The following is a 21,840-nucleotide window of genomic DNA, read 5'->3' on the forward strand; positions in this document are numbered from 1 at the left end:
TTAAGAGTGGTGAGGAAGCCAATTGCGCGGAAACAAATCCTAATATATTTTTTTCGTTAGAAGAATACCTGCCCCTAAATTTGCAGGCGCATCGGAAATAAAATCTGCACCTATCTGAATATTTATATGAAAATCATTTAGGCTGTAAACCTCTACTTCCAGAAAAGATGAAAGAATTTTATTGTCCAGAACATCATTTCCTTTATACCCGTAATTGATTCTGTAACTGTTTAAAAGCCTATACGGATAAGAATTAAAAGCCATACCTTTTATACCTAGATGATGTGCCACTAGAGTGTTGTTATACACCTTTGATCTTTCATCGTTCATGGTTATAAACGGAATTCCGATTATTCGATTTTCATAAGTCCATCCTGATTTGTATAAATTATGTGAGAAATAATTATCATCTCCGTCAGTTGTTCCACTGCCCTCACTTTGATCCAGGGTGTAGTAGAGTTCATACATCAGGGCCTTAACCCAATTATTCTCGGAAAGTTTATAAGTATCTTCAATAAAAAGGCCATAACGGCCATCTGGTGTATTAAATAGCATCCTCCCAGATCCATCTTCAAAAAAATGATTATAAATTAATTCAACTCTATACTCACTTATTTCTGTTTTTAGCTTTACCTCATAACTCCCAATCTGATTACCCTCAGCGTTTTCCGCCTCCTGTTCAGAATCTCCCTGCATACCTAAGAAAATTTTCAAATAACTTTGAAAGTCGTTAGATAATTCTCCAAATTCAAGTGATACACCTGCCCATTGAACATAATGCTGTAAACCTGCAGAAACCTGAAAATTACCAGCAGATTTGTATACAAAATTAAAACTCTTATGGTGGACACGAGCATTCTGAACAAAGCGTTCATCATCTAAGAAATATTCACCAAAAGAAGCTGTAAAGCCTAGACCGTAGTCATTAAATAGAAAAACAGGATCTTTTGTCTTTGCAAGGAAACCTAATAAAGGTCTCGCATTTAAGGACCATAGAATATTTTCATTACTCGCACTGAGTCCGAGATACAACTCCTCCTTTTGCTTTCTCCCTGCTGTAATCTCTATCCACGAGTTTAAGAAACTTACATAGGATTCATCAAATTTCAAGGAACTATTATAGCCGTCATGATATAAAATACCCATACCAACTTCAAGAGAAGCATTCTCACTGAAAGCATAAATCGCTTTGCCGTTGATCCAACCGGAAAGATTTGAAGTTTCATTTACCCTTCCCCTTTTGTTACTATGAATCCAGAAAGGAGATTCTTCCTGTGAATAGACGTTACCAAATGCAGTCGCTTCTAATGAGTACTGCAGGTTCTGTGAAGAAGCTTTTAGATATAAGAGAAAAGATAATAAAAAAAATATCCTGGCAGACTTCATAAGAGGTGATAAGTTTGGGATCCGCTAAAGTGGTTATCGGGATAAAATTATGTAATTTTGTTTAGTAAACAGGAATAGATGCTTTCATTTTTTCGGAAAAAAGAATATTTAATTGACCATTTAGAAGGGTTTACTGATTTTCATAATCATCTTCTTCCAAACATTGACGATGGTTCAGACTCTGTTGAAGAAAGTGTAGAGCTCATCAATAAATTTGGAGAGTTTGGGATCAATAATTTCGTCGCTACGCCTCACGTAATGGGAGAATACTACCCCAACACTCCGGAGACAATTAAAGATGCCTTAGAACGGGTTAAGCAAGATCTTCCCAAAGAGAAAAATCTGTCTGCTGCTGCAGAATATATGATGGATCAGCACTTTGTGAAAATTCTCGACTCCGGAGAAATATTACCACTTACTAAGGAATATATTCTGGTTGAAATGTCTTTTTTCCAGGCACCCATAAATTTAAATGAAATTTTATTTAAAATTCAGAATAAAGGTTATAAACCTATCCTGGCACATCCTGAAAGGTATCCATATCTATTTTCTAAAGACCTTAAAGGATTTGAAGATCTTATATCCAGAGGCTGTAAGCTGCAGCTCAATATGTTATCTCTAACTAGGCATTACGGTCCTGGAATTCAGGATATAGCCTTCCAGTTGCTGGAAAATGGATTTATAGATTTTCTAAGCAGTGATTGCCACAGGTTGGAACACTTAACTAAGATACAGGCTATAAGATTACCAGCAAAGAAAATGAATTTACTCCAACCTGTTCTGGAACATAGTAAAAATTTATTTTAATTACTGCTTTTAAAAGGATTTTTTAAATTTCTTTGTAACCAACCTTCTTCATCCTGTCCATAACCATAGCCGTAGCCATAAGAATAGCCGTATTTAGCTCCATATGAAAATTTGGAATAATCAACATCATTGAGGATCACGGCTAGACCTTTGAGTTTTCCTTGTTGTTTTAAGTCTTTAGGAAAATCCAGCAACTTCTTCTCCGTATGTTCAGCACGTGTAATATATACAGTAGTATCGGCAAGAGGACTAATTAAAAGTGTATCTGTTACTATCATAGTAGGGGCTGTATCTACAATCACGTAAGCGTACTCAGACGCTGCGTAATCTATCAGTTTTTTCATCCTGTCATTCATAAAAAGTTCGGCTGGATTAGGAGGTATTGAACCGGAAAGAATGATATCTACCTTTATACCTTCTTCCCGTGATTTTACGATAATTTCTTCTTCGGTTAGTTCATAATCATATAGATAATCAGATAGGCCTTTATCTGATACCAGACTTTGAGTATATCGATGCAACTTAGGGTTACGAATATCCGCTCCAATAATTAAGACCTTCTTATTTGTACTGGCAAAGGTCCTGGCAAGATTATAAGAAATAAAAGTTTTTCCCTCTCCCTTAATTGTAGACGTTACAAAAATAATTTGGCCTCTTTCACTTTTCTTCTTTTGAATAAGGTACGCCATATTTGTCCTTAGTATTCTAAAAGATTCAGCTAAAGGTGAGCGATCATTTAGTCCGATAATATCACTTTGACCAGGAGCTATTCTTGGCACTTCACCAATAAAAGGAACCTGTTTTATAAGAGGTTGTAGGTCTCCTTTATGATGTACCTTAGTATCAAGAAAATTTCTCACAAAAATTATTAAAATGGGTATAAGAATTCCTATTAGAAATCCTCCCAACAAGATAAGCCATGGTTTCGGATCGACAGGCTCATTAGTCGTAGAAGCAGGATCTATTACTCTTGCCACCGAAGATGTGGAAGCAAATGCTATGGCAGCTTCTTCTCGCCTCTGAAGTAGAAATAAATAAAGTTGCTCTTTAACTTGTTGTTGTCGGGAGATCCCACGCATCCCTTTCTCCAGGCCAGGGAAAATATTAAATTGACTCTGAGCAGCCTGACCGCGATCCATCAATTCATCCTTTTGAAGACTGAGAGAATTTAAAGAATTTTGAACGTTATCTAATAAACTTTCTTTTAATGTGTCCAATCGTTGCGTAATACGTTCAATGACGGGATTTTCAGTAGTAGCATTACCCAAATAAGAATTTCTTTCGAGAATAAGTGAATTGTAGATATTAATTTGCCCTGCAATACCAGCCTCTTCAATTCCTATATCAGATGGCAATAAAGAGTAATCATCCCGCTCCTGTAATCTCTGCTGAACTGATTCTATCAGTTCAATCTGAGTTTCTAAGGAAAATAGTTCCTCCTCAACCGAAGAAAAACGAGATTGAAACTTAGCTGCCCCACTACCCACATCCATAATTTGATTTTCCCTTTTAAAATCAGCCATGCCTCCTTCTACGGAATCAAGTTCTTGGGTTATAATTTCCAGCCTATCCTGAATAAAAGCAGTGGTGTTTTCTGCCACCTCTCTTTTATTATCTATTCCATTTTGATTAAAATTAATCATTAACGCGTTTAAAAAATCCTCCGATTTTCTACTAGATTCTTGTGTCACCTCCAAAGATAGTATATCATTTGCCCTTCCCTTCTGACCAACGGTTAATCTAGATATATATTTCTGTGCAACCTGATCTAAAGGCGAAATATAAACAATAACCGGATTGCTGTCTTTAAAATTATTTTTACGAAACGCTTTGCTGAGTTGAATTTTAAATTTCAACTCATCAAGTTCTATAATTTGTCCTATTTCATAATTATTTGAAACCTCTGAACCCTCTCTCCTTAAGCTGAATGTACTGCTAGATTCAGGGGAAATAAAAAAACTTTTCGAAGTTTTATGCACTATTGAATCAGGTGTAATAAAATCTATGAATATGGGGCTGCTTTTGTAAGCCTCTACAGTGATAACGTTGCCTTCAATAAAATAAGAAATGTTATGGTCAAGCTCATCAACAACTTCACTGATTAAACTTGTAGATTTTAATGTTACAATTTGATTCTCTAAGCTATTGTCCGATAACTTGATAATAGAAGCACCAGCAGAACCAGAAGGTAAAACACTTGAAGCATTATTATCATCATTTTTCAAGATCATCAATGCAGATTCAGTTCTATATTTTGGTATAGTATAGCGATTATATAGATAAGCTATAGCTCCACCTATTAAAAGACCTAAAACCAACCACTTCCAATGAGTAAGATATTTAAAAAGTTCAGCTTTTAAATCAAATGCTGATTCTTCTTTATCCTCAAAATAATCCCTAAGCTCTTCCATGAAGTTTTATCGGGTAAAAAGTAAAATTAAACTAAAAGCGGTGGTGGCAATAGAAACAAGACCCTGCCAACTGGTTATAAAACCGGCAGATTTAACCGTTCTATATGTAGGTTCCACATACACAATGTCGTTCTGTTTTAAAAAATAATAAGGATTTTGAAAAACATCCACATCGGTCATATCCACCCTCCCATAACTTTTTTTACCATTGTTGTCACGAATTACCAGGATGTTTTCCCTTTTACCGCCATAGCTAATATCACCTGCCATAGCAATAAGTTCAGGCATTGTAACCCTTTCATTTGGAATCTGCAAAACTGATGTTCCTGTTTCCCCCAGCACAGTTACCCTGAAATTTACTATACGGGCCCGGACGGTAACATCGGTCACATAAGCCTGCAATTCATTTGTAAGATATTCTTCCAATTCCCTCCGGGTCAAACCTTCTACATCAAGTTTTCCCAAGACGGGAAATTTTATTGTTCCATCAACCTCTACCATATATCCCCTAGGGCCCTGACTCTGGTTATTATTTCCACCTCCCGATTGACTGTTAATATTAAACCTGAAAGGCTGCACTACCTCCTCGTTAAAAGAAGAAACCTGGATATCCAGAACATCATTAACTTCTATGTGAGGCTCAAAATGTTCGATTGCTTCCATATTCTCCAATTCCTCTAGATTCTGGAAATAAATTATTTCATCTCTTGTGGCACAGCTGGAAAGTATCCCAACAAGAAGAATGATAAAAAGACTCTTTCTCATAATAATTTTAAAAATGCAAATATATGATGATAAAGCAATACTACTACTGTTTTAACCCGAAATTCTGTTAATGCAGTTTTTCAGCACTATTATCTACTACTCTGTCCAGTTTCTGGTACGATGAATTATTACTAATAAATTCCGGAATAAGGTCTTTTAATTTAGCAACAACCTTATCGCTTTTAAGTTTATTAGCAGATTTGATTACCTTATTAATCTTTTCATTAATAGTATCATAATCCCGAACCACATCCTGACCGATCATAATTTTTTTATGGTGTGTTGGCAATGTTTTACTTTCATTATTTAACAATTCTTCATACAGCTTTTCACCTGGACGAAGGCCAGTAATTTTAATGTTTATGTGCTTATTAGGTTCATAACCTGCTAATTTTATCATTTTAATCGCCAGGTCCATTATTTTAACCGGTTCTCCCATATCGAAAACAAATATTTCGCCTCCATTTCCCATGACACCAGCTTCCAGTACCAATTGACAAGCTTCAGGAATGGTCATGAAATACCGAATAATCCCCGGATGTGTTATAGTTACAGGACCCCCTTTTTCTATCTGCCTCTTAAATAGCGGTACGACTGAACCATTAGAGCCCAGAACATTACCAAAACGGGTGGTAATAAACTTTGTAGTCTCTATACCATTCGTTTTCTGGTTATGGTAAAGGGACTGTACATACATTTCCGCAGCTCTTTTAGAAGCCCCCATTACATTACTAGGGTTTACCGCTTTATCTGTAGAAACCATAACAAAATGTCCCGAACCATATTTGAGCGCGAGATCAGCAAGATTTTTTGTACCTGCTATATTTACGAATATTGCCTCATGCGGATTTTGCTCCATTAGAGGTACATGTTTATATGCAGCTGCGTGATAGATCACATCTATATTGTTGTTCTGAAACATTAGATCAAGCCTTCTCTTATTTCCTACATCACAAATTATACATTTATAATCAAGGTCAGGAAATTTAGCTTCAACCTCCAGTTGTACATTATGCAGCGGAGTTTCAGCCTGATCTAAAATAATAAGTCGTTTTGGATTATATGCTGCAACCTGCCTTACAATCTCTCTTCCTATGGAACCTGCACCTCCGGTAACAAGAATAGTTTTACCTGTTAGCTGATCAATTTTATTCTGAACATCCAATTGAATAGGTTCTCTATCCAAGAGATCTTCAATTTGAAGACTTTGAACCTTTTGAGCTAGGGGTTTATCCTCTCCCCATGTGGAAACTATAGGTGCATTATAGACACTTACTCCATGCTCTAAACAGTTCTCTACAATTTTAAATTTTTCTTCCGCTGAAAATTTACTTTCTGAAAAAACAACAGCATCAGCTTTTAACGATTTCACCTGTTCATGGACATGCTTCCCATATGTTAAAACGGGTTTATCCAGAAGCCTAATACTTTTATTATGCTTTTCATTGGTTAAAAATCCAACGATTCTAAATCTCCTGGGATGTTCAATATCTAAAGCACCAGCAATAGAAATAGCATTCTCATCTGCTCCAAGAATTACCGCTTTTATTAGATTCTCATCTTTTTGTACGAACTTAAAATATTCATATATCTGCTTTACTGCCAGCCTGAAGAGAAAAAGCAACGAAAAAGATATCCATAAATTTATAAGGAGAGCACCAAAAAGGAAAATTTTTTGATGAATTACCAGGGTGGTTATTAAATTAATAATTAGCAGCGTAAAGAAAGAACTTAAAGTTGCCAGAAGCAACTTTAGGGCATCTATATTGGAAGAATACCTGATGATCCCGGCGTAAGTTTTAAAAATATAGAAAAAGAAGATATGGACTAAAAGAATAATAACTCCTTTATCTGCCATATCTCCCAATCCGTAAACATTAGATGTAAGATCTAGCAATATAAAGGCTGTAAAAACAGAAGAGAGTGAAACTAAACCTATATCAATTAAAAAAACTACCCACCTCGGCAGATATTTGATGTTTCTCAGGTTCAGGGCGTTGTCTGGTCCTGTAGTGAGCTTCTTATAAATTGTATTTGATTTATTACTCATTTGGAAGAATTCCTATTAAATGTAATTTTGAACAGATCCAGATATACGGGCTCTATCTTCTTGCGTTAAATTTGAGCCGGAAGGAAGGCATAGTCCATTTTGAAACAACTTTTCGGCTATTGTTCCTCCGTAATAAGGAGCTTCCGAAAAAACTGGCTGCAGGTGCATAGGTTTCCACAAAGGCCTGCTTTCAATATTTTCTTTCTCTAAATGCATACGTAAACCTTCTCTCGAAAATTCTTTAGAGCTACTTTCAAAACATATAACAGATAACCAATGATTGCAAAAATAAGTATTATCGGGCTCATTATGAATTTTTATACCACTTACTCCTTTAAAAATGTTCTTATAAAACTGATGCATATCACGTCTCTTATTAACATGATCATCTAAAACCTCCATTTGGCCCCTTCCTATACCTGCACAAATGTTGCTCATCCTGTAGTTATATCCTATTTCACTATGCTGGTAATGTGGAGCATCATCTCTTGCCTGAGTAGCCAGAAAAACAGCTTTCTTTTTCACTTCCAAATTTCTGGCAATCAAGGCACCCCCACCTGAAGTTGTAATTATTTTATTGCCATTAAAGGATAAAATAGAAATTTCACCAAAAGTACCACATTTCTGTTCTTTATAGGAACTACCAAGAGCTTCAGCACTATCCTCAATAACCGGAATTTCATATTGCGCAGCAATGTCGTGTATTTCCTCAACTTTATAAGGCATTCCATATAAATGCACCGCAATAATTGCTTTTGGTTTTTTTCCTTTTGTTATTCGATCCTTTATTGCTTCTTCAAGATATTCAGGAGAAAGATTTAAAGTATCTTCTTCGCTATCGATAAAAACAGGAGTAGCTCCAAGATAAACTATAGGATTAGCAGATGCAGCAAAAGTCATACTTTGGCAAATAACCTCGTCCCCTCGCTTGACACCTAACAATATTAAAGCTAAATGAAGTGCAGCAGTACCAGAACTTAAAGCCGCAACTTCATTTTTACTTCCATCCTTTTTCAGGTATTTTTTTATATCCTCTTCAAAACCAGTTACATTTGGTCCCAAAGGTGCCACCCAGTTCTCCTTAAAAGCTTCATCTACATATTTTTGCTCATTTCCTCCCATATGTGGTGAGGAAAGCCATATTTTTTTTTCATTCATTATTAACAGTATTATACTTTATTACCTTTCCAGGATTTCCAACAACAACGGCAAAATCAGGTACATCCTTGAGAATCAAGGCTCCCGCTCCTACTGTAACCCATCTACCAATTTTAACACCTGGAAGTATCACTGCTCCCGCTCCTATATGTGTTCCTTCTCCCAGAGTAACATTACCCGTGAGTACAGCACCAGGAGAAACGTGAACGAAATGATCAATTATATTATCATGTTCGATTATAGACCCGGAGTTTATTATACAGTGAGATTTAATAACAGACTGTGCATTTACCACAGAGTTAGCCATAAGAACACTGCCTTTGCCAAGTTGAGCCGATTCAGAAACTACAGCTGATTGATGAATTAAAGCATCTGTAAAAGCTCCTTGAAATTTCAGACTAATTTTTTTTCTAATAATATTATTCCCAACCCCAATTACCGTCGGCAACTTTATCATCTCAGGTAAAATTTCATGAAATACCGGGTAATTCAAAACTTTCTCTATTTCCGGATCATCATCAAAAATGTAATTTACACTACCTCCAAAAGAATGAATAATCTCAATCAACACTTTGGCATGACCACTTGCTCCATATATATTCATTAGTTATGACCATTAAAAGGTTCAGTTGTAGCCATGTCTTTTGAATTTATACCTTCAGATATTAAAACTTTTTTAAAGGTTTTAAGTAAAATTCTCATATCGAGTTTAAAAGAGATGTTCTCAACATACCAAACATCATATTCAAATTTTTTTGTCCAGCCAATTGCATTTCTACCATTTACCTGAGCCCATCCTGTTATACCGGGTCGAACTAGATGTCTCTTTTGTTGTCTGGAATTATATAATGGAAGATATTGCGGCAATAAAGGTCTTGGCCCGATTAAGCTCATATCCCCTTTCAATACATTTATTAACTGCGGAATTTCATCAACAGAAGTTCTTCTCACCAGCTTTCCAACGGCAGTTAATCGCTGATCATCAGGAAGTAAGTCCCCATTTCGATCTCTTTCATCAGTCATTGTTCTAAATTTCACAATATGGAATATCTCACCATACTTACCAGGTCTCTGCTGAAGAAAAAATGGCTTTCCATTGTTAGCAAGAGTCAGTAATAGAAAAATTATCAATAATAAAGGACTGAGAACTAACAATGCTGTGAAAGCAATAACTGTATCTATTAATGGTTTAAAAATTCTTATATACATTTACTACTTAACTATTGAAGCTTCTGGTATTTAAAAAGTTCCTCTTCAGATATAATTTAATTACTATAATTTTCGAGCCTTAAATTCTCTTCCTGAATCTCATATTCTTCTAATAAAATTGACCAAAATTCCTCCCGCTCAAAATTTTGCATAATATTTTTACGTGCTTTGTTCTTAGTTCTTTTTACAAGATTATTATCTTTTGCGAATTTAAGCATTGCATTTAACAATTCTTCTTCATTTTTTAACGGAATTACAAGCCCGTTTTCTTCATTTTGAACAATTTCGTTACAACCGTTAATATCCGTAACAATAGCAGGTAAATCCATTGCACCAGCTTGCATTACCACATTGGGAAATCCTTCCCTGTAGCTGGGAAAGGTTAATACATCGGCAACAACAAAATAGGGCCGTACATCCTCCTGATAACCTGTGGTAATTATTTTGGTATTTTTCTCTATTATTTGCAACGTCGTTTTCTCTAGTGGATCCAGGTTCTCTTCATAATCCCCAACCAATAATAGTGACACATTGGAATAAATTTCTAATAACTTTTGGAATGCCGCTATAAGTTCATTAAGACCCTTTTGAGACACTAAGCGGCCCACAAAAATATATACAACATCAGAGTTTGGTATACCTAAAGATTTTCTCAGATCAACTTTATCCTGATTTGAATACAATTCTGGGTTAAAGTAGCCTGTGTCAATTCCGTTCGAACTCCCTTTGCCAAGAACTTCTAACTTTGAAGATGGTGCGAAATTTTCTTGTAAAATTATTTTTTGTAGACCTTTTGAGTTAGGGTAAACCTTAGTGGCCAGGGAATATGTTCTTCTTTCAACCTGCTCCAGTATCTTCCTTTTAGTACCAGTTGTTTCCAAGAGGGGTAATCCTGCCACAGTATGCAACCTAATGGGCACATTAGCTAGTCTGGCAGCCAACATACCCACAATTCCAGCCTTTGGTGTATGGGTATGAACTATAAGAGGCTTTTCTTTTTTAAAATACTTATATAATTTAAGCACTGCATTTAAATCCTTAAAGGGTGTAATAGCCCGGGTCATGTCAACATGAAAAGTATGAATACCATTTTTTTTTCCATATCGCTCCAAACGTTCTTTCTCGGCAGAAACTGCAGTGACACTGTAATAACGACTCATAAAGCTCAATTGGCCTTCTAAAAGCTTTTCTAGGGAGAGGGGTACGGTTGTAATTCGTATTAATTTATTCAACTTTATTCGCTATTTTCTTATTAATATTATTTACTATACGTTCCGCATAGTGTTCCCATGTGTAATCTTTTTCAACATTTCTTATTAAATGCTGATTATAAGATAACCTTTTTCTAAGGCTGCCATCATTTATAATCAGTTGCAACTTTTCTTTTAGTTCCTCCTTTTTGTGTCCTGTAAGTAAAAGGTCTTTTCCGTCCTGAAAAGCCTCACAAACGGAAGGAATATTTGGAGCCACAACAGGCAAACCAGCAGCCAGAAATTCATAAACTTTTAAGGGGTTCATATAACTATTGGCATAATGGTGCACAGCTACATCAAAACAGTTAATAATTTCGTTAATATATTTGTGGTCCACCCATCCTTTTAAAATAATAGTGTGTTCCAGATTTAAAGTCTCTATTCTGCGTTGTATTTGAGAGAATGCAGGGCCGTCACCCACTATTACAAGCGTTATGGAAGAATGTGTTTGAGAAACGTCATGAAACGCCTCAACTAGATCTAATAAATGTTTATGAAAATCTAAAGTGCCTACATAGCCAAGAATAAATCTTTTGACCGGAAAGTTCCATTTGTTCCGAAGTTCCATTTTGTCTGAAATCGGAAAAAATTTGTGCGGATCAGTTCCGTTCTCAATAACTATATCCCTCGAAGGATCAAAAGCATTTCCCATGATCTTTCTCCTGGAAACATCAGAAATAAATATGTTGAGATTTGACATTTCATAAGCTCTTCTTTGCAAACGTAAAAATCTGTCTCTAAACGCTATCTTTTTAAATGGTTCATCAAAAGGGGAACCGTTAATTTGAGTGCAGACAAGAATTTCGGGAAAAGTCTTTTTGATCTTCCTAATCTGAAGAAAATTTGAATCAATTTGAATAAGAATAGCATCGGGGTGAAATTCCTTTATTTTCTTTTCTAAACCTTTTAGGTGAAAATTATTTCTTCTATAAAATAAAAGCATCTGCAAAAGAGGAATTTTCCGGAGAACTTTACGAATTGCCTCTCTGAAATTCTTTTCTGTTTTTTCCTTGCCTGCTCCACCAGGAAAAATCGCCTTTTCCTCTATGATCTCGAGCTTTTCCAGATGATCATAAAATTCAATAGCCTGTATCCTACCCCCATGACTGGCATAAAAAGAAGTGCTGTAGTACAAAAGTCTCATACCTTTTCTCCTTCAATTATCTTCCCCAATATTTCATCCAAAATCACTTTTTTACATCTTGCTATTTTAAGATCATTTTTGAATGCCTTGAGTTCAAGGTCAGGATTGTGAAGCCCCTGATTTTGTATATGTTCCTTATTAGCATCCATTTTTTCCAACCCTGGCCTGTAATTACCGGCATAAGGTGTTTTGAAAAATGTAAATCCGGTGATAAAAACCTCTTTACATTCTGCCTGCAATATGGAGGCTAATGCTGCATATCCTACAGTTGGGGTAAAACCTTTCAGCTCCTTTTTAAAGAAATAGTAGTTTTTTCTTTTCAACATATAGGTTTTCTCAACAGAAAAATGCCTTTTATAATAACTAAAATGAGCAAGTAAACCTTCCTTGGTAGGATTTGGGTTTATAACTTTTTGGATACCCATTTCTTTGAACATGTTCCAATCAATCTTTCCGCCGCCACTAAAATCATTTTCAAAAAAACTATGGTACAATAATGTGAATTTTGACCCCACGTGCTGTGATTGGTCTTCCCTCCAGGTATGCGGACTTTTATTTATCCTCACCACTACGTCATGATCGTCAATGTATTTCCCATTGCTTTCCTTAAAAACAGAATCTGCAGCTCCGACTATAGCCACTCTTTTCCCCTTCAGTTCTTCTTCGGGCACAAAAGTCTTAAGGGAATTTGCCATTAAATAAAATGCATACAGATTTCTTCTGAATCTCATCCGAATGAATTGATATAGACGTTTCCCTTTTTTAACTCAGCATTATTATATCCGTAAAAATCTATTCCATTCCGGTCGGCAGCTTCCTTGTCATTAACTGAGTCTCCGATTAAACAAGTTTTTTTCTTTTCATATTTATATTCCTGAAGGAGATTTTCTACTAATTCAATTTTTGGCGTGGGAGAACCCTCTATGGAATAAAAATAAGATGAAATTCCTAATTGAGTACATAAAAATCTTAGCTCTTCCCCATCGGAACCGGAAACTACATGCATTTTAAAATCTTCCTGATGGTTTTTTATAAATCCCACAACCTCTCCTATTAAAATACGCTTATCTATCAGGCTTTTTCTCATTATATCAGAAAAGGAAAAAGATAATTGCTTTACTTTTTTCTCGTGGACCTCTTCCTTCCTTATTTCTTCAAAGAAATATCTGAATTTAACGTAGCGGGACAATCCGCCGTTCTTTTTATGATAACTAATTAATTGATTGACCTCTTCTTCAGGAAAATCTTTTAAAGCTTCTAGAAATCCTTTTTCCCTAACGGCCATAGAGTCCACTATCACACCGTCAAAATCCCATAGTATAATTTCTTTACCTATAAATTCTCTCATAAACAGCTTCAGCTATAAAAAAATCTTCTTTATAATCTACGTCAATAGAATTTACTTTATTATGCTCCAGCAGATACGGCTTTTCGCCTGTTCTTTTCCCTTTTTTAAAATTGCTCCCGGAGGTAATGAATATCGCATTATCTAACTCAAACCAATCAGCTAAATCTTGTGTCCTAGGCCATTTCAGGCTTCCGGGATTATTTACGAGCCTGCCGGAATTCCTGTCAATAAGGAAATCCTTGTAATTTATGCCCGAAATTAAAGAATCATATCCGAGTTTCTGGTTTTCAGCGTATTTTTTAACAGCATTTTCATAATTGGCGGCACCACAAAGCGGGGAAGTAACGTGTGTCCATAAAATATCATCGAAATTTGCCAATTCTCCTGCATGTTTTATCAGGTCTTCCAGATCTGTATCTGCACTACCCAAGAAATCTGGACGTTGCTCTATCCTTAAGCTTGGAATAAGTTGCTGAAACTGCTCACCTATTTTCCTGCAAATTTCATCATTTGTTGAAAGTATAATTTCATATATTCCCCGGACCTCCTTTAGCTGCCTGAGCTTTAATTCCAGCAATCCTCCCTTAAAAACAGAAAACTTTCTTGTATTTTTATTTTTAACGCGTTCACTTCCCTTCCGCACAGGTAGAAATATTGAAATTGCCATACTATAAAAGTGAAAAAATCGATTTTGAACTTATCTTGTACATACTGGGAGTAAGAGAAAAAACCATTAAACCTTTTCTTTTTGCTTCATTAAATATCTCCTGATTTTCTTCAAAAAGCTCCATTTGTTCTGGAGAAACCCTACCTGTATAACCATCGTATCCTATAAACATTACTTCTTGAACGTTTAAACAACTTGCGATATCCATAGCCATTGCTGTAGTGGATAAATCATATTTTTCCTGAAAAAATCCTTTTTCCAGCACTTCAAAAAGTCCTTCAAACTTAGAAGAAAATCCATCTTGAATTGTCTCTCCTGCCTGTGGAGAAATCAGGAAAATCCTTTTACTTCGGTCTCCCGAATGAAGTTTCTTCTCCAGTCTGTGAATTTCTTTTCCTGAAAGGCAATGAAATTGATGATTTGGTAAATTAAGGAAGATCTTTAAATTCCTTGAACTCGAATGAATCACGCAAATTTCCGAATTCTCTTTAAGATATTCTTTTATTGCACCAGCAAATTCCTGAGGCGTACTACCGCCACCCACCACCATGACTTTAGCAAAATTTTTAACAGGACTAAATACAGGAAAATCAAAATCTCCAACAGTAGGAGAAGATGTTGAAGAGACTCCTCTTACAATGGAATTCAGTGAAAAAAATCTCTTTTTAACCCTTCCCAGAACCGTGTTTTGCGGTAAAGAAAATGCGCCGGAAAGCATATATGGTAAGTTTGTTCCCCACTTATACCTTTCCTTCAGATCTAAAAAACTCTCGACGAGTTCATTAAGTATATCAAAATCCACTGGAACCTCATATTTCCTATGCAAAATACTCAGCAATAACTCAGTTTTAAGATTTCCGGCACCACGTCCCATTCCGCAAACGGTTGCATCTACTAAAACTGCACCTGCATCAATAGCTGCGAGAGAATTAATTAATGCCATTTCTATGTTGTTATGCCCATGAAATCCTAAATCGACAGAAAGCTTCTCTTTAAGTTTATTAAAGATATTGGTAACTTCGTTAGGCGTCATCCCCCCATAGGAGTCAACTACATAGAAATAATCTAATACCCCGTTTAAATATTTAAAACTTTCTGAGACGTACAATTTTTCTTCCCATTTGCTGGCATACATCAAGTTAAGGGATATTAAGAATCCCTGTTCTTTTACCACTTCAGCACATCTTATTGCTCTTTCAAGATTTTCCGGGGCTACAGCTAATCTTACCATCTCAATAATGCCTATACAAGGCTTTAGAAGTTCAACTATTTCCTCTACAAGTACTTCTTTTTCATTAATGATAATTGCCAATTTCTTTGATGTTCTATTTCTGCATTTGTCAAGAAGATACTTAGGAAGGTAATAATAACCGCCTTTATAGCTCTGTTTGGGCTTCGATCTATAACCAATTTCTATATAATCTATTGGCAAGCTATTCATTGTCTGAAAATACTGCTCAACTAAACGCTCATCAAAATCCCAATTTGTATAGTAACCTCCATCGCGTAAAGTACAATCAAGAAGTTGGACTGTTCTTCCACCCGGATTCACCATAAAAATTTATTTTTTATAAAGGTAATAATTCTGACTATTTAAAATAAGGATTATAAATCCATCTGTTTCCCATAATTGCCAAAGATAAAATCCTTTATTGCAAAAAATTGAATTAATGCTATTCTTTTGCCGTAGCTCCAGCCAAACCTAAAACCCAACAACATTTTTGCAATAGCTTTAAGTAGATTGTAAAGAAAAGCTATATAAAAGTGATTTTTATAAAGAATTTTTAATAAGCTCCTCGTACTATAATACTCCCTGGGAAAGGAAAAATTTGTACCAAAAGAAGATCCCTTCCACCTGTAATTATCGGACCTGTAGTTGTCCCTCATTCTTACTCTTAACCAGGGTTTGGAATCTACAAAAAGTGCATATCCTGCTGCCTTTATTTTAAGACAAAAATCAAGGTCTTCAAAAGAAAAAAATAATTTTTCGTCCGGTACTATTCCCTGCCTCACCACCTCTGCATTTACAATCAAAGTTTGACCTCCTGCAATAAAATCTACTGATGCGAAATCCATAGCTCTCAATACTTTGTTATCAAGGGATCTCACTCTTCCTGTCCATTTGTTAAAAGTTCCTCCTTTTCCTCCAAATGCGCCTAATTTAGCGGTAAGTATCTTCTGACGAATACCGCCGAACATTTCCTGAAAAACATTTTGATCACGTGGAGGATTATTATCATCACCCCAGTAAATCCAGTCATAGCCCAAATTTGCCAATTTTCGCAATCCAACTTTTGAACCTCCAGCCGGCCCGCTGTTATATCCCACTTTGTAGTACTGAAAAGATTCTGAAATATATTTTTTAAGAGCATTTTCGGTATTACAAGAAATGCTATTGTCAACAATAAGAAGATAATGAGGAGGAAAGGACTGATTTCTAATTATTGAGATAGTTTCTAAGAGAGTTTCCGTACGCTCATAAGTGACAATAAAGGCTGCAAATTTGCTATTATCCATTTACTATTCTTCTATAAATTCTGAAGCTCAACCATTTCCTGAAAAACGTTGGAGTTCTTGTACAATTCCTCAAATTTCCCCGTTGCTATTATACCTCCATTTTGCATAAGGACAATTTTGTCTGCATTCTTAACTGTGGAGAGTCTATGAGCGATGATTATAATAGTGTATTGCCCACGGAGTTGCTGAATATTTTGTTGTATCACTGCCTCAGTTTCACCGTCCAGTGCAGACGTTGCTTCATCCATAAAGAGAATATCAACTTCTTTATAAAGCTCTCTCGCTATAGCCAAACGTTGCTTTTGCCCACCACTAATGTTAATTCCGTTAGAACCTAGTATAGTCTCTTCTTTCTGAGGAAGTGCCATAGTAAAATCTAAAATAGCTGCTTGTTCTATAGCCTTTAAAAACCTGTAATAATTATCCTCAGATTTAGAAGCCCAGAATGTCACGTTGTTGTAAATCGAATCATTAAAAATTGCGGCATCCTGAACAATGTAGCCAATTCTTTTTTTAAAGCTTTCTAAGTGAAGTTCTGTAATGTCAATGTTGTCTATGTTGTAAACTCCATTTGTTGGTTTCAACAATCCACACAAAATATTCATTAAAGTAGATTTGCCAGCACCGCTTTCGCCCACTATGGCGACGGTCTCATTTTTAACAATTTTAAGATCAATGTCTTTTAATATTAGTTCTTTCTGATCAAAGCCAAAAGAAAGATTTTGCATTTTTAGATCTTTCTGGAGCCGGGAAAACAAGACACTTCCGCTTTTTTCCTGTCCTTCCTCCAATTCAGCCGTGAAGAGTGCAATATTATCTAAAGAACCCGATACCGCCAGAAATGAATTCCATTGCTCTTGCATACTGATAAAAAAGGTTATAGCTCTATAAAGCAACAAAAGACTTAGCAAAATTGCACCCAAAGTTTCTTTAAATACATAAATATTAATAAAAATTGCAAGAAAAATAACGAAAATGATAAGGGGCTCACGCAAACCTGCAAGAATAGAATCCACCACTCCCTGCCGCTTTTGCAAAAGTTCTACCTTTAAAATATTTTCTTTTAGTTTCCCTACATATTTACCACTCAAGCCGGTAGCTTTTAAATAATGAAAAAGAGATACAGTTTGAACAAGCAAATTCTGAAATTTATGAGTTTCTTGGGTATATCTCCTGGAATAAAATTTGGTACGCTTATAGAAAAATTTGAATAAAAAATTAAGAAAGAAAGAACCAACAAGAACCAGAAGTGTAAATTTCCAATCAGAACTAAATGCAAATATTATATAAACTAAAACCAACGCCGCTGTTTGAATAGATTTTAAATAATATTTATAGGCTGTATTCACTCTTTGTATTTCTGCGCTAAAAGAATTCTGGATTCTCCCAGTATCAGCCTGCAGAAAGTTTACGAAATCAAATTTGCTGAAAAGGCTAATATTAGAGATTCTAATCTTTCGCATAAAATATTGCTGATATAGAATTCGCATGTAAGTTTCAAAAAATTTGGCAAGACCTTTCAGACTAAAGAATATAAAAATAAGCAAAAATATATTGAGTAGCGTGGGCTGAATTTCAAGAATATCAATGAAAAAAGTAGTTACCATATCGCTATGCTGAGAAGTATCCTTCATAGCATTTTCGGCGCCTCCTTCGGAAATTAGCTGAAATAAAGGTATAAATAGAGCTATTCCTATACCATCAAGAATTCCAACTAGCAGACTTAAAGTGATTGCTATAAAAATCCTATATTCCAGGTATTTGTAAAAAAATCTGAAATAATTGGGCCAATATTCCACCAGTGAATTTCCTGTCATTCAAAATTTCTAATATTTTCAAATGTACTAATATTAGCTCTAATTGAATTTCTCGCTCGATAATCTAATTACAGGATAACAAAAAATTTTTGTAAAATAAAAAGTTTCACTCTGCGCTAAATAATTTGGAATTAATTTCCATCATATTCAAAGAAGACATATTATAATTTTGACTGCAGCTCCTAAAATGCTCAAGAATAACTTTTAGATCATGCAAATTACCTTCAGGATTCTTTCCAAAATTGTGAGGATGCCACCATAAATGATAAATCTCATCATTCTTAGCAGCTGTGGTAATTTCAGACTTTATTCTTCTCAATTTTAGATCATTCAAAATTTTATTTTCAGAGTAGGGACGTAAAAGTCGACTGGCTTTTTGAGCTAACGGTTTTTTATCTTCTTTTTTTATTGAACTTGGGGAGTAAGATTTATCGTTAATTCCAATATACGCATCTCCAGTCCTAAATACCTTTGTTTTTAGAGAGTTATTTTGGGGGTCTCTCCAATACCAATTATCAGGATTAGATCTCACATTTTCAATACCCAACTTTTTACAAACCTTTAAATAATCACTGTTGAACTGGTTCCTTGGAAAAACAAGGGATTTCAGTTCAATGTTCATCTCTTTCGCAAGTTCAATGGCCTTTTTGAGGTCGGATTCAAACGATTCAAGGTCTTGTCCCTGTTCCAAACAGTAATAGTGGGAATATGTATGAGTACCAACTTCCTGATTGGGAGTGGCATTTATTTTTTGGATGATTTCTTTGGCAAAACAGTAGAATTCAGTTTCAGCAGAATTAATAGATTTCCCATATTTATATGCAGATAAGGAGCGATTACTATATTCTGGAATTGTTTTAGGAATATTGTAATTCCATTGCTCCCAGTTAAAGTTGAAGAGCATCCCAACTGTAGCCCACGTGCAATGTATGTTGTATTCCTTGAACAAATCAAGAATTTTGGGAATTACAAATCTCGTGTTTTCAAAATATACGTTTTTCCTTTTGTAGTCTACTTTATCAAAAATTCCCCAAAGTAATTCAAAATCTAAAGAGATAACAAAAAATCCGTTTTGTTCCATAAAGCTTTATTTCTTCCTACACAAAGTTAAAGAAAACAAACTGCAGTCTCTATTCCTTTTTACTTGTTATAAAAACTTTAAGAATGTATTATCGTAACATTAAGAGAATGATATATTTATGTGAATATTTTTACAACAATAAGTATATTTCATGTTACAACTTATTTCATCTATTCAACAGATTCCGGGAACTTTAAAAATTAACAATTATTTTCCTGTAGTCCAGAAAATATTAATATTATTATTTTCTGTTGACCTATTTTTTATTCTCCTACATTTCTACAGCTTATTCCTGCCTGTAACAAATGAGGACAGATTATTTTTTAGATTGGACATGGATTTTGGCTATGCAGAAATGTTCCAGTATTTCCAATTTATTGGAGCTGCTTTATTGCTTATTGCTTTCTCTGCTAGAAGAAGAAAAGGCATCTACCTTATTTGGTCTTTGTTTTTTCTCGTTTTGTTCATTGATGATGCTTTTGCATTTCACGAATCTTTTGGAGCAAACTTGGTTGGTCATTTCAATATTCCCAGTACTTTAGGCCTTAGATCTCAAGATTTTGGTGAATTAGCGGTAGCGGCAATGCTTGGTGCTACTTTTGTTTTGCCTTTTATACATTCCCTGTTTTTTGGAGACAGGAAAACCAAAGAGGTTACCTTGCACCTATTAATACTTGTAGGGGTATTGGTTTTCTTTGGGGTTGGAGTAGATATGCTACACAGTTTCCTAAAAACTATGCCAGGCTCTGGTGTATTAACTATCATAGAAGATGCGGGAGAATTATTCGCCGGAAGCTTGATTGTCGGCTATACAATATGTTTGTACATGCTAGAAAAAAAGATAATTTCTAATTTAACTGAGCAATTTTAAATAAAATAAAGCTGTTATTTATCCAGAATATCCCGAAGTGTAGCATTTCAAAATGCTACACTTCGGGATATTTTTTTAATTCAATTTGAAAATTAAAGAATTTTTGAACTTTTATTGGCTAACTGTTCTCCTCAATCCAAACCTATATCATTGTTGAACTTGAACCTTGTTTAACTCAGCTACCTGCTCTTTTCTCAATCGAAGGTTCCGAAGTTTTACAATTTTCTTGTATTTCTTTTCTGCTAAATAATAGTAAATCACAAAAAAGAGAAAATACATTACCATAGATTTCTGTCGCATGATGATCCCGAGGTTTGACATTACAAAAGTCATTGCCAGAGAAGTCATAAAAAAAACGATAAAACTTGTCTTTACAAGAGGTGGGGATTTCTTTAAAAAAGAGATAAAATCCTTTTTTACAATTTTAAATGTTATAAGAAGATATAAAAGGTTTTCTGCAGAAACAATAAGTCCCAGAAAACCTGGAGCATCAATAAACAAAGGCCTGAACCAAAAGGTAAACAATTTAACCGGCAGGGGATAACTAGCCATATCTACACCAGATCCAGCATCTTCACTAAGTCCTTGAGACCTTGTGGATGTAAAATCCTGAAAATCATCTACCACATTCTCTGAACCACCAAGGTTCACCACCGCCAATACCTTATCCTGGATTACTACAAGTAATCCAATCATTGCCACAAAAGCCCCTACTTTTTGGGCCATAGATATTTTTTTGTTCCCGCTCATAAAACCAAGCCCTGCCCCTACTACCATAAACATGAATACATGCGGCCTCACATGATAAGTGATTAAAGAACCCACTAAAAGGATCATCCACCTTTTCTTTGGGGCTTTTAAGGCATATACAAACATCATTATGCCAAGAAAAATAACAGATCCCTTTCCCAAAGAAGAGGTCCAGAAATGCATGTTTGGCAAAAACATAAGTATAAACAGAAAATCGAACCGTTTAAACAATTTGATTTTTATAGGAATATTTTCCCTAAAAAAAAGATAAGTGAAGATAAAGCCTAAATATCCAATCCATGCAAATATCACCATTACAACCACATATGGCAAATCCATCCAATTTGTGAAAGGATAGGCTATAAAATCCATAAAAGTGGTACTGGTACCGTAAAGATCCAACCATTCCCCTGTATATGCACGTGTGTTGTTGTAGTAGTTTTTTGAATCTGAAGGATTATTTAAAGCATAGAGATAATAGGTCAGCCAAAAAATAAGGTGATAAAAGTATAACTGGTTCATTAAAGAAACAGAAAAAAACTTGTGCCTGTTCTTGAAAAAACCAAATATCCCCTGATTTACCAGATAGAGGACTATTGCTAAGAA

At 35.1% G+C, this 21,840-nt stretch carries 19 protein-coding genes; 2 read left to right on the forward strand and 17 right to left on the reverse strand.

Annotated features, from left to right (window positions below):
* Positions 1–39: 39 nt before the first annotated feature.
* Positions 40–1,386 carry a capsule assembly Wzi family protein gene (locus RM541_RS09180; protein WP_311499863.1) on the reverse strand — a complete coding sequence of 449 codons (1,347 nt, stop codon included), beginning with the start codon at positions 1,384–1,386 and terminating at the stop codon, positions 40–42.
* A gap of 78 nt (positions 1,387–1,464) precedes the next feature.
* Here RM541_RS09180 and RM541_RS09185 point away from each other — a divergent pair, with 78 nt between their 5' ends.
* On the forward strand, positions 1,465–2,193 hold the full coding sequence (locus tag RM541_RS09185; RefSeq protein ID WP_311499864.1) for a tyrosine-protein phosphatase: 729 nt from the start codon (positions 1,465–1,467) through the stop codon (positions 2,191–2,193).
* Here the strand turns inward: RM541_RS09185 and RM541_RS09190 are convergent.
* The 15 genes from RM541_RS09190 to RM541_RS09260 form a co-directional block, all read right to left on the reverse strand.
* A complete protein-coding gene (locus RM541_RS09190; protein ID WP_311499865.1) occupies positions 2,190–4,604 on the reverse strand; it encodes a GumC family protein in 2,415 nt (804 codons plus the stop codon). The genes RM541_RS09185 and RM541_RS09190 overlap by 4 nt on opposite strands.
* Positions 4,605–4,610: 6 nt before the next feature.
* Positions 4,611–5,369, reverse strand: coding sequence for a polysaccharide biosynthesis/export family protein (locus RM541_RS09195; protein ID WP_311499866.1), 759 nt, complete (start codon positions 5,367–5,369; stop codon positions 4,611–4,613).
* 67 nt (positions 5,370–5,436) lie between these two features.
* The gene (locus tag RM541_RS09200; RefSeq protein ID WP_311499867.1) at positions 5,437–7,419 is read right to left on the reverse strand and encodes a polysaccharide biosynthesis protein; all 1,983 of its coding nucleotides are present in this window, start codon (positions 7,417–7,419) and stop codon (positions 5,437–5,439) included.
* Between the two features lie 15 nt (positions 7,420–7,434).
* A complete protein-coding gene (locus RM541_RS09205; RefSeq protein WP_311499868.1) occupies positions 7,435–8,577 on the reverse strand; it encodes a DegT/DnrJ/EryC1/StrS family aminotransferase in 1,143 nt (380 codons plus the stop codon).
* Positions 8,570–9,181 carry an acetyltransferase gene (locus RM541_RS09210; protein WP_311499869.1) on the reverse strand — a complete coding sequence of 204 codons (612 nt, stop codon included), beginning with the start codon at positions 9,179–9,181 and terminating at the stop codon, positions 8,570–8,572. Before RM541_RS09210 ends, RM541_RS09205 begins: the two co-directional genes overlap by 8 nt.
* On the reverse strand, positions 9,181–9,786 hold the full coding sequence (locus RM541_RS09215) for a sugar transferase (protein WP_311499870.1): 606 nt from the start codon (positions 9,784–9,786) through the stop codon (positions 9,181–9,183). The genes RM541_RS09210 and RM541_RS09215 overlap by 1 nt, the downstream gene beginning before the upstream one ends.
* A 56-nt stretch (positions 9,787–9,842) precedes the next feature.
* Complete coding sequence (locus RM541_RS09220) at positions 9,843–10,946, reverse strand: glycosyltransferase family 4 protein (protein WP_311499871.1); 1,104 nt, start codon at positions 10,944–10,946, stop codon at positions 9,843–9,845.
* 64 nt (positions 10,947–11,010) lie between these two features.
* Positions 11,011–12,183, reverse strand: a complete 1,173-nt coding sequence (locus RM541_RS09225) for a glycosyltransferase family 4 protein (protein WP_311499872.1) — start codon at positions 12,181–12,183, stop codon at positions 11,011–11,013.
* Entirely contained in the window at positions 12,180–12,914 is a 735-nt protein-coding gene (locus RM541_RS09230; protein WP_311499873.1) for a glycosyltransferase family 29 protein, read from the reverse strand. Before RM541_RS09230 ends, RM541_RS09225 begins: the two co-directional genes overlap by 4 nt.
* Positions 12,911–13,531, reverse strand: coding sequence for an HAD family hydrolase (locus RM541_RS09235; RefSeq protein WP_311499874.1), 621 nt, complete (start codon positions 13,529–13,531; stop codon positions 12,911–12,913). Before RM541_RS09235 ends, RM541_RS09230 begins: the two co-directional genes overlap by 4 nt.
* Positions 13,512–14,198, reverse strand: a complete 687-nt coding sequence (locus tag RM541_RS09240) for an acylneuraminate cytidylyltransferase family protein (RefSeq protein ID WP_311499875.1) — start codon at positions 14,196–14,198, stop codon at positions 13,512–13,514. The genes RM541_RS09235 and RM541_RS09240 overlap by 20 nt, the downstream gene beginning before the upstream one ends.
* 1 nt (position 14,199) lies before the next feature.
* Positions 14,200–15,753 (reverse strand): aldolase catalytic domain-containing protein, encoded by a 1,554-nt coding sequence (locus RM541_RS09245; RefSeq protein ID WP_311499876.1) that lies wholly within the window; start codon positions 15,751–15,753, stop codon positions 14,200–14,202.
* Positions 15,754–15,803: 50 nt separating this feature from the next.
* Positions 15,804–16,715, reverse strand: coding sequence for a glycosyltransferase (locus tag RM541_RS09250; protein WP_311499877.1), 912 nt, complete (start codon positions 16,713–16,715; stop codon positions 15,804–15,806).
* A gap of 11 nt (positions 16,716–16,726) precedes the next feature.
* Positions 16,727–18,532 carry an ABC transporter ATP-binding protein gene (locus RM541_RS09255; RefSeq protein WP_311499878.1) on the reverse strand — a complete coding sequence of 602 codons (1,806 nt, stop codon included), beginning with the start codon at positions 18,530–18,532 and terminating at the stop codon, positions 16,727–16,729.
* Between the two features lie 106 nt (positions 18,533–18,638).
* Positions 18,639–19,613 (reverse strand): polysaccharide deacetylase family protein, encoded by a 975-nt coding sequence (locus RM541_RS09260; RefSeq protein WP_311499879.1) that lies wholly within the window; start codon positions 19,611–19,613, stop codon positions 18,639–18,641.
* Between the two features lie 151 nt (positions 19,614–19,764).
* Between RM541_RS09260 and RM541_RS09265 the strand changes: the two genes are divergently transcribed.
* The gene (locus RM541_RS09265) at positions 19,765–20,484 is read left to right on the forward strand and encodes a DUF8692 domain-containing protein (protein ID WP_311499880.1); all 720 of its coding nucleotides are present in this window, start codon (positions 19,765–19,767) and stop codon (positions 20,482–20,484) included.
* 147 nt (positions 20,485–20,631) lie between these two features.
* On the opposite strand, the gene RM541_RS09270 is transcribed toward RM541_RS09265, so the two are convergent.
* Positions 20,632–21,756: a hypothetical protein gene (locus RM541_RS09270; protein WP_311499881.1), complete on the reverse strand. Its 1,125-nt coding sequence runs from the start codon at positions 21,754–21,756 to the stop codon at positions 20,632–20,634.
* Positions 21,757–21,840: the final 84 nt, after the last annotated feature.

The sequence above is a fragment of the Autumnicola psychrophila genome (genome assembly GCF_031846645.1).
GTDB classification, from domain to species: domain Bacteria; phylum Bacteroidota; class Bacteroidia; order Flavobacteriales; family Flavobacteriaceae; genus Autumnicola; species Autumnicola psychrophila.

What these genes read in the sequence shown, in the direction of transcription:
- RM541_RS09205 (WP_311499868.1), bottom strand. Translation starts at nt 8,577, where the DNA reads ATGAATGAAAAAAAAATATGGCTTTCCTCACCACATATGGGAGGAAAT.
- RM541_RS09250 (WP_311499877.1), bottom strand. Translation starts at nt 16,715, where the DNA reads ATGGATAATAGCAAATTTGCAGCCTTTATTGTCACTTATGAGCGTACG.
- RM541_RS09200 (WP_311499867.1), bottom strand. Translation starts at nt 7,419, where the DNA reads ATGAGTAATAAATCAAATACAATTTATAAGAAGCTCACTACAGGACCA.
- RM541_RS09225 (WP_311499872.1), bottom strand. Translation starts at nt 12,183, where the DNA reads ATGAGACTTTTGTACTACAGCACTTCTTTTTATGCCAGTCATGGGGGT.
- RM541_RS09220 (WP_311499871.1), bottom strand. Translation starts at nt 10,946, where the DNA reads ATGAGTCGTTATTACAGTGTCACTGCAGTTTCTGCCGAGAAAGAACGT.
- RM541_RS09215 (WP_311499870.1), bottom strand. Translation starts at nt 9,786, where the DNA reads ATGTATATAAGAATTTTTAAACCATTAATAGATACAGTTATTGCTTTC.
- RM541_RS09240 (WP_311499875.1), bottom strand. Translation starts at nt 14,198, where the DNA reads ATGGCAATTTCAATATTTCTACCTGTGCGGAAGGGAAGTGAACGCGTT.
- RM541_RS09235 (WP_311499874.1), bottom strand. Translation starts at nt 13,531, where the DNA reads ATGAGAGAATTTATAGGTAAAGAAATTATACTATGGGATTTTGACGGT.
- RM541_RS09260 (WP_311499879.1), bottom strand. Translation starts at nt 19,613, where the DNA reads ATGGAACAAAACGGATTTTTTGTTATCTCTTTAGATTTTGAATTACTT.
- RM541_RS09190 (WP_311499865.1), bottom strand. Translation starts at nt 4,604, where the DNA reads ATGGAAGAGCTTAGGGATTATTTTGAGGATAAAGAAGAATCAGCATTT.
- RM541_RS09230 (WP_311499873.1), bottom strand. Translation starts at nt 12,914, where the DNA reads ATGAGATTCAGAAGAAATCTGTATGCATTTTATTTAATGGCAAATTCC.
- RM541_RS09180 (WP_311499863.1), bottom strand. Translation starts at nt 1,386, where the DNA reads ATGAAGTCTGCCAGGATATTTTTTTTATTATCTTTTCTCTTATATCTA.
- RM541_RS09270 (WP_311499881.1), bottom strand. Translation starts at nt 21,756, where the DNA reads ATGAACCAGTTATACTTTTATCACCTTATTTTTTGGCTGACCTATTAT.
- RM541_RS09255 (WP_311499878.1), bottom strand. Translation starts at nt 18,532, where the DNA reads ATGACAGGAAATTCACTGGTGGAATATTGGCCCAATTATTTCAGATTT.
- RM541_RS09245 (WP_311499876.1), bottom strand. Translation starts at nt 15,753, where the DNA reads ATGGTGAATCCGGGTGGAAGAACAGTCCAACTTCTTGATTGTACTTTA.
- RM541_RS09265 (WP_311499880.1), top strand. Translation starts at nt 19,765, where the DNA reads ATGTTACAACTTATTTCATCTATTCAACAGATTCCGGGAACTTTAAAA.
- RM541_RS09195 (WP_311499866.1), bottom strand. Translation starts at nt 5,369, where the DNA reads ATGAGAAAGAGTCTTTTTATCATTCTTCTTGTTGGGATACTTTCCAGC.
- RM541_RS09185 (WP_311499864.1), top strand. Translation starts at nt 1,465, where the DNA reads ATGCTTTCATTTTTTCGGAAAAAAGAATATTTAATTGACCATTTAGAA.
- RM541_RS09210 (WP_311499869.1), bottom strand. Translation starts at nt 9,181, where the DNA reads ATGAATATATATGGAGCAAGTGGTCATGCCAAAGTGTTGATTGAGATT.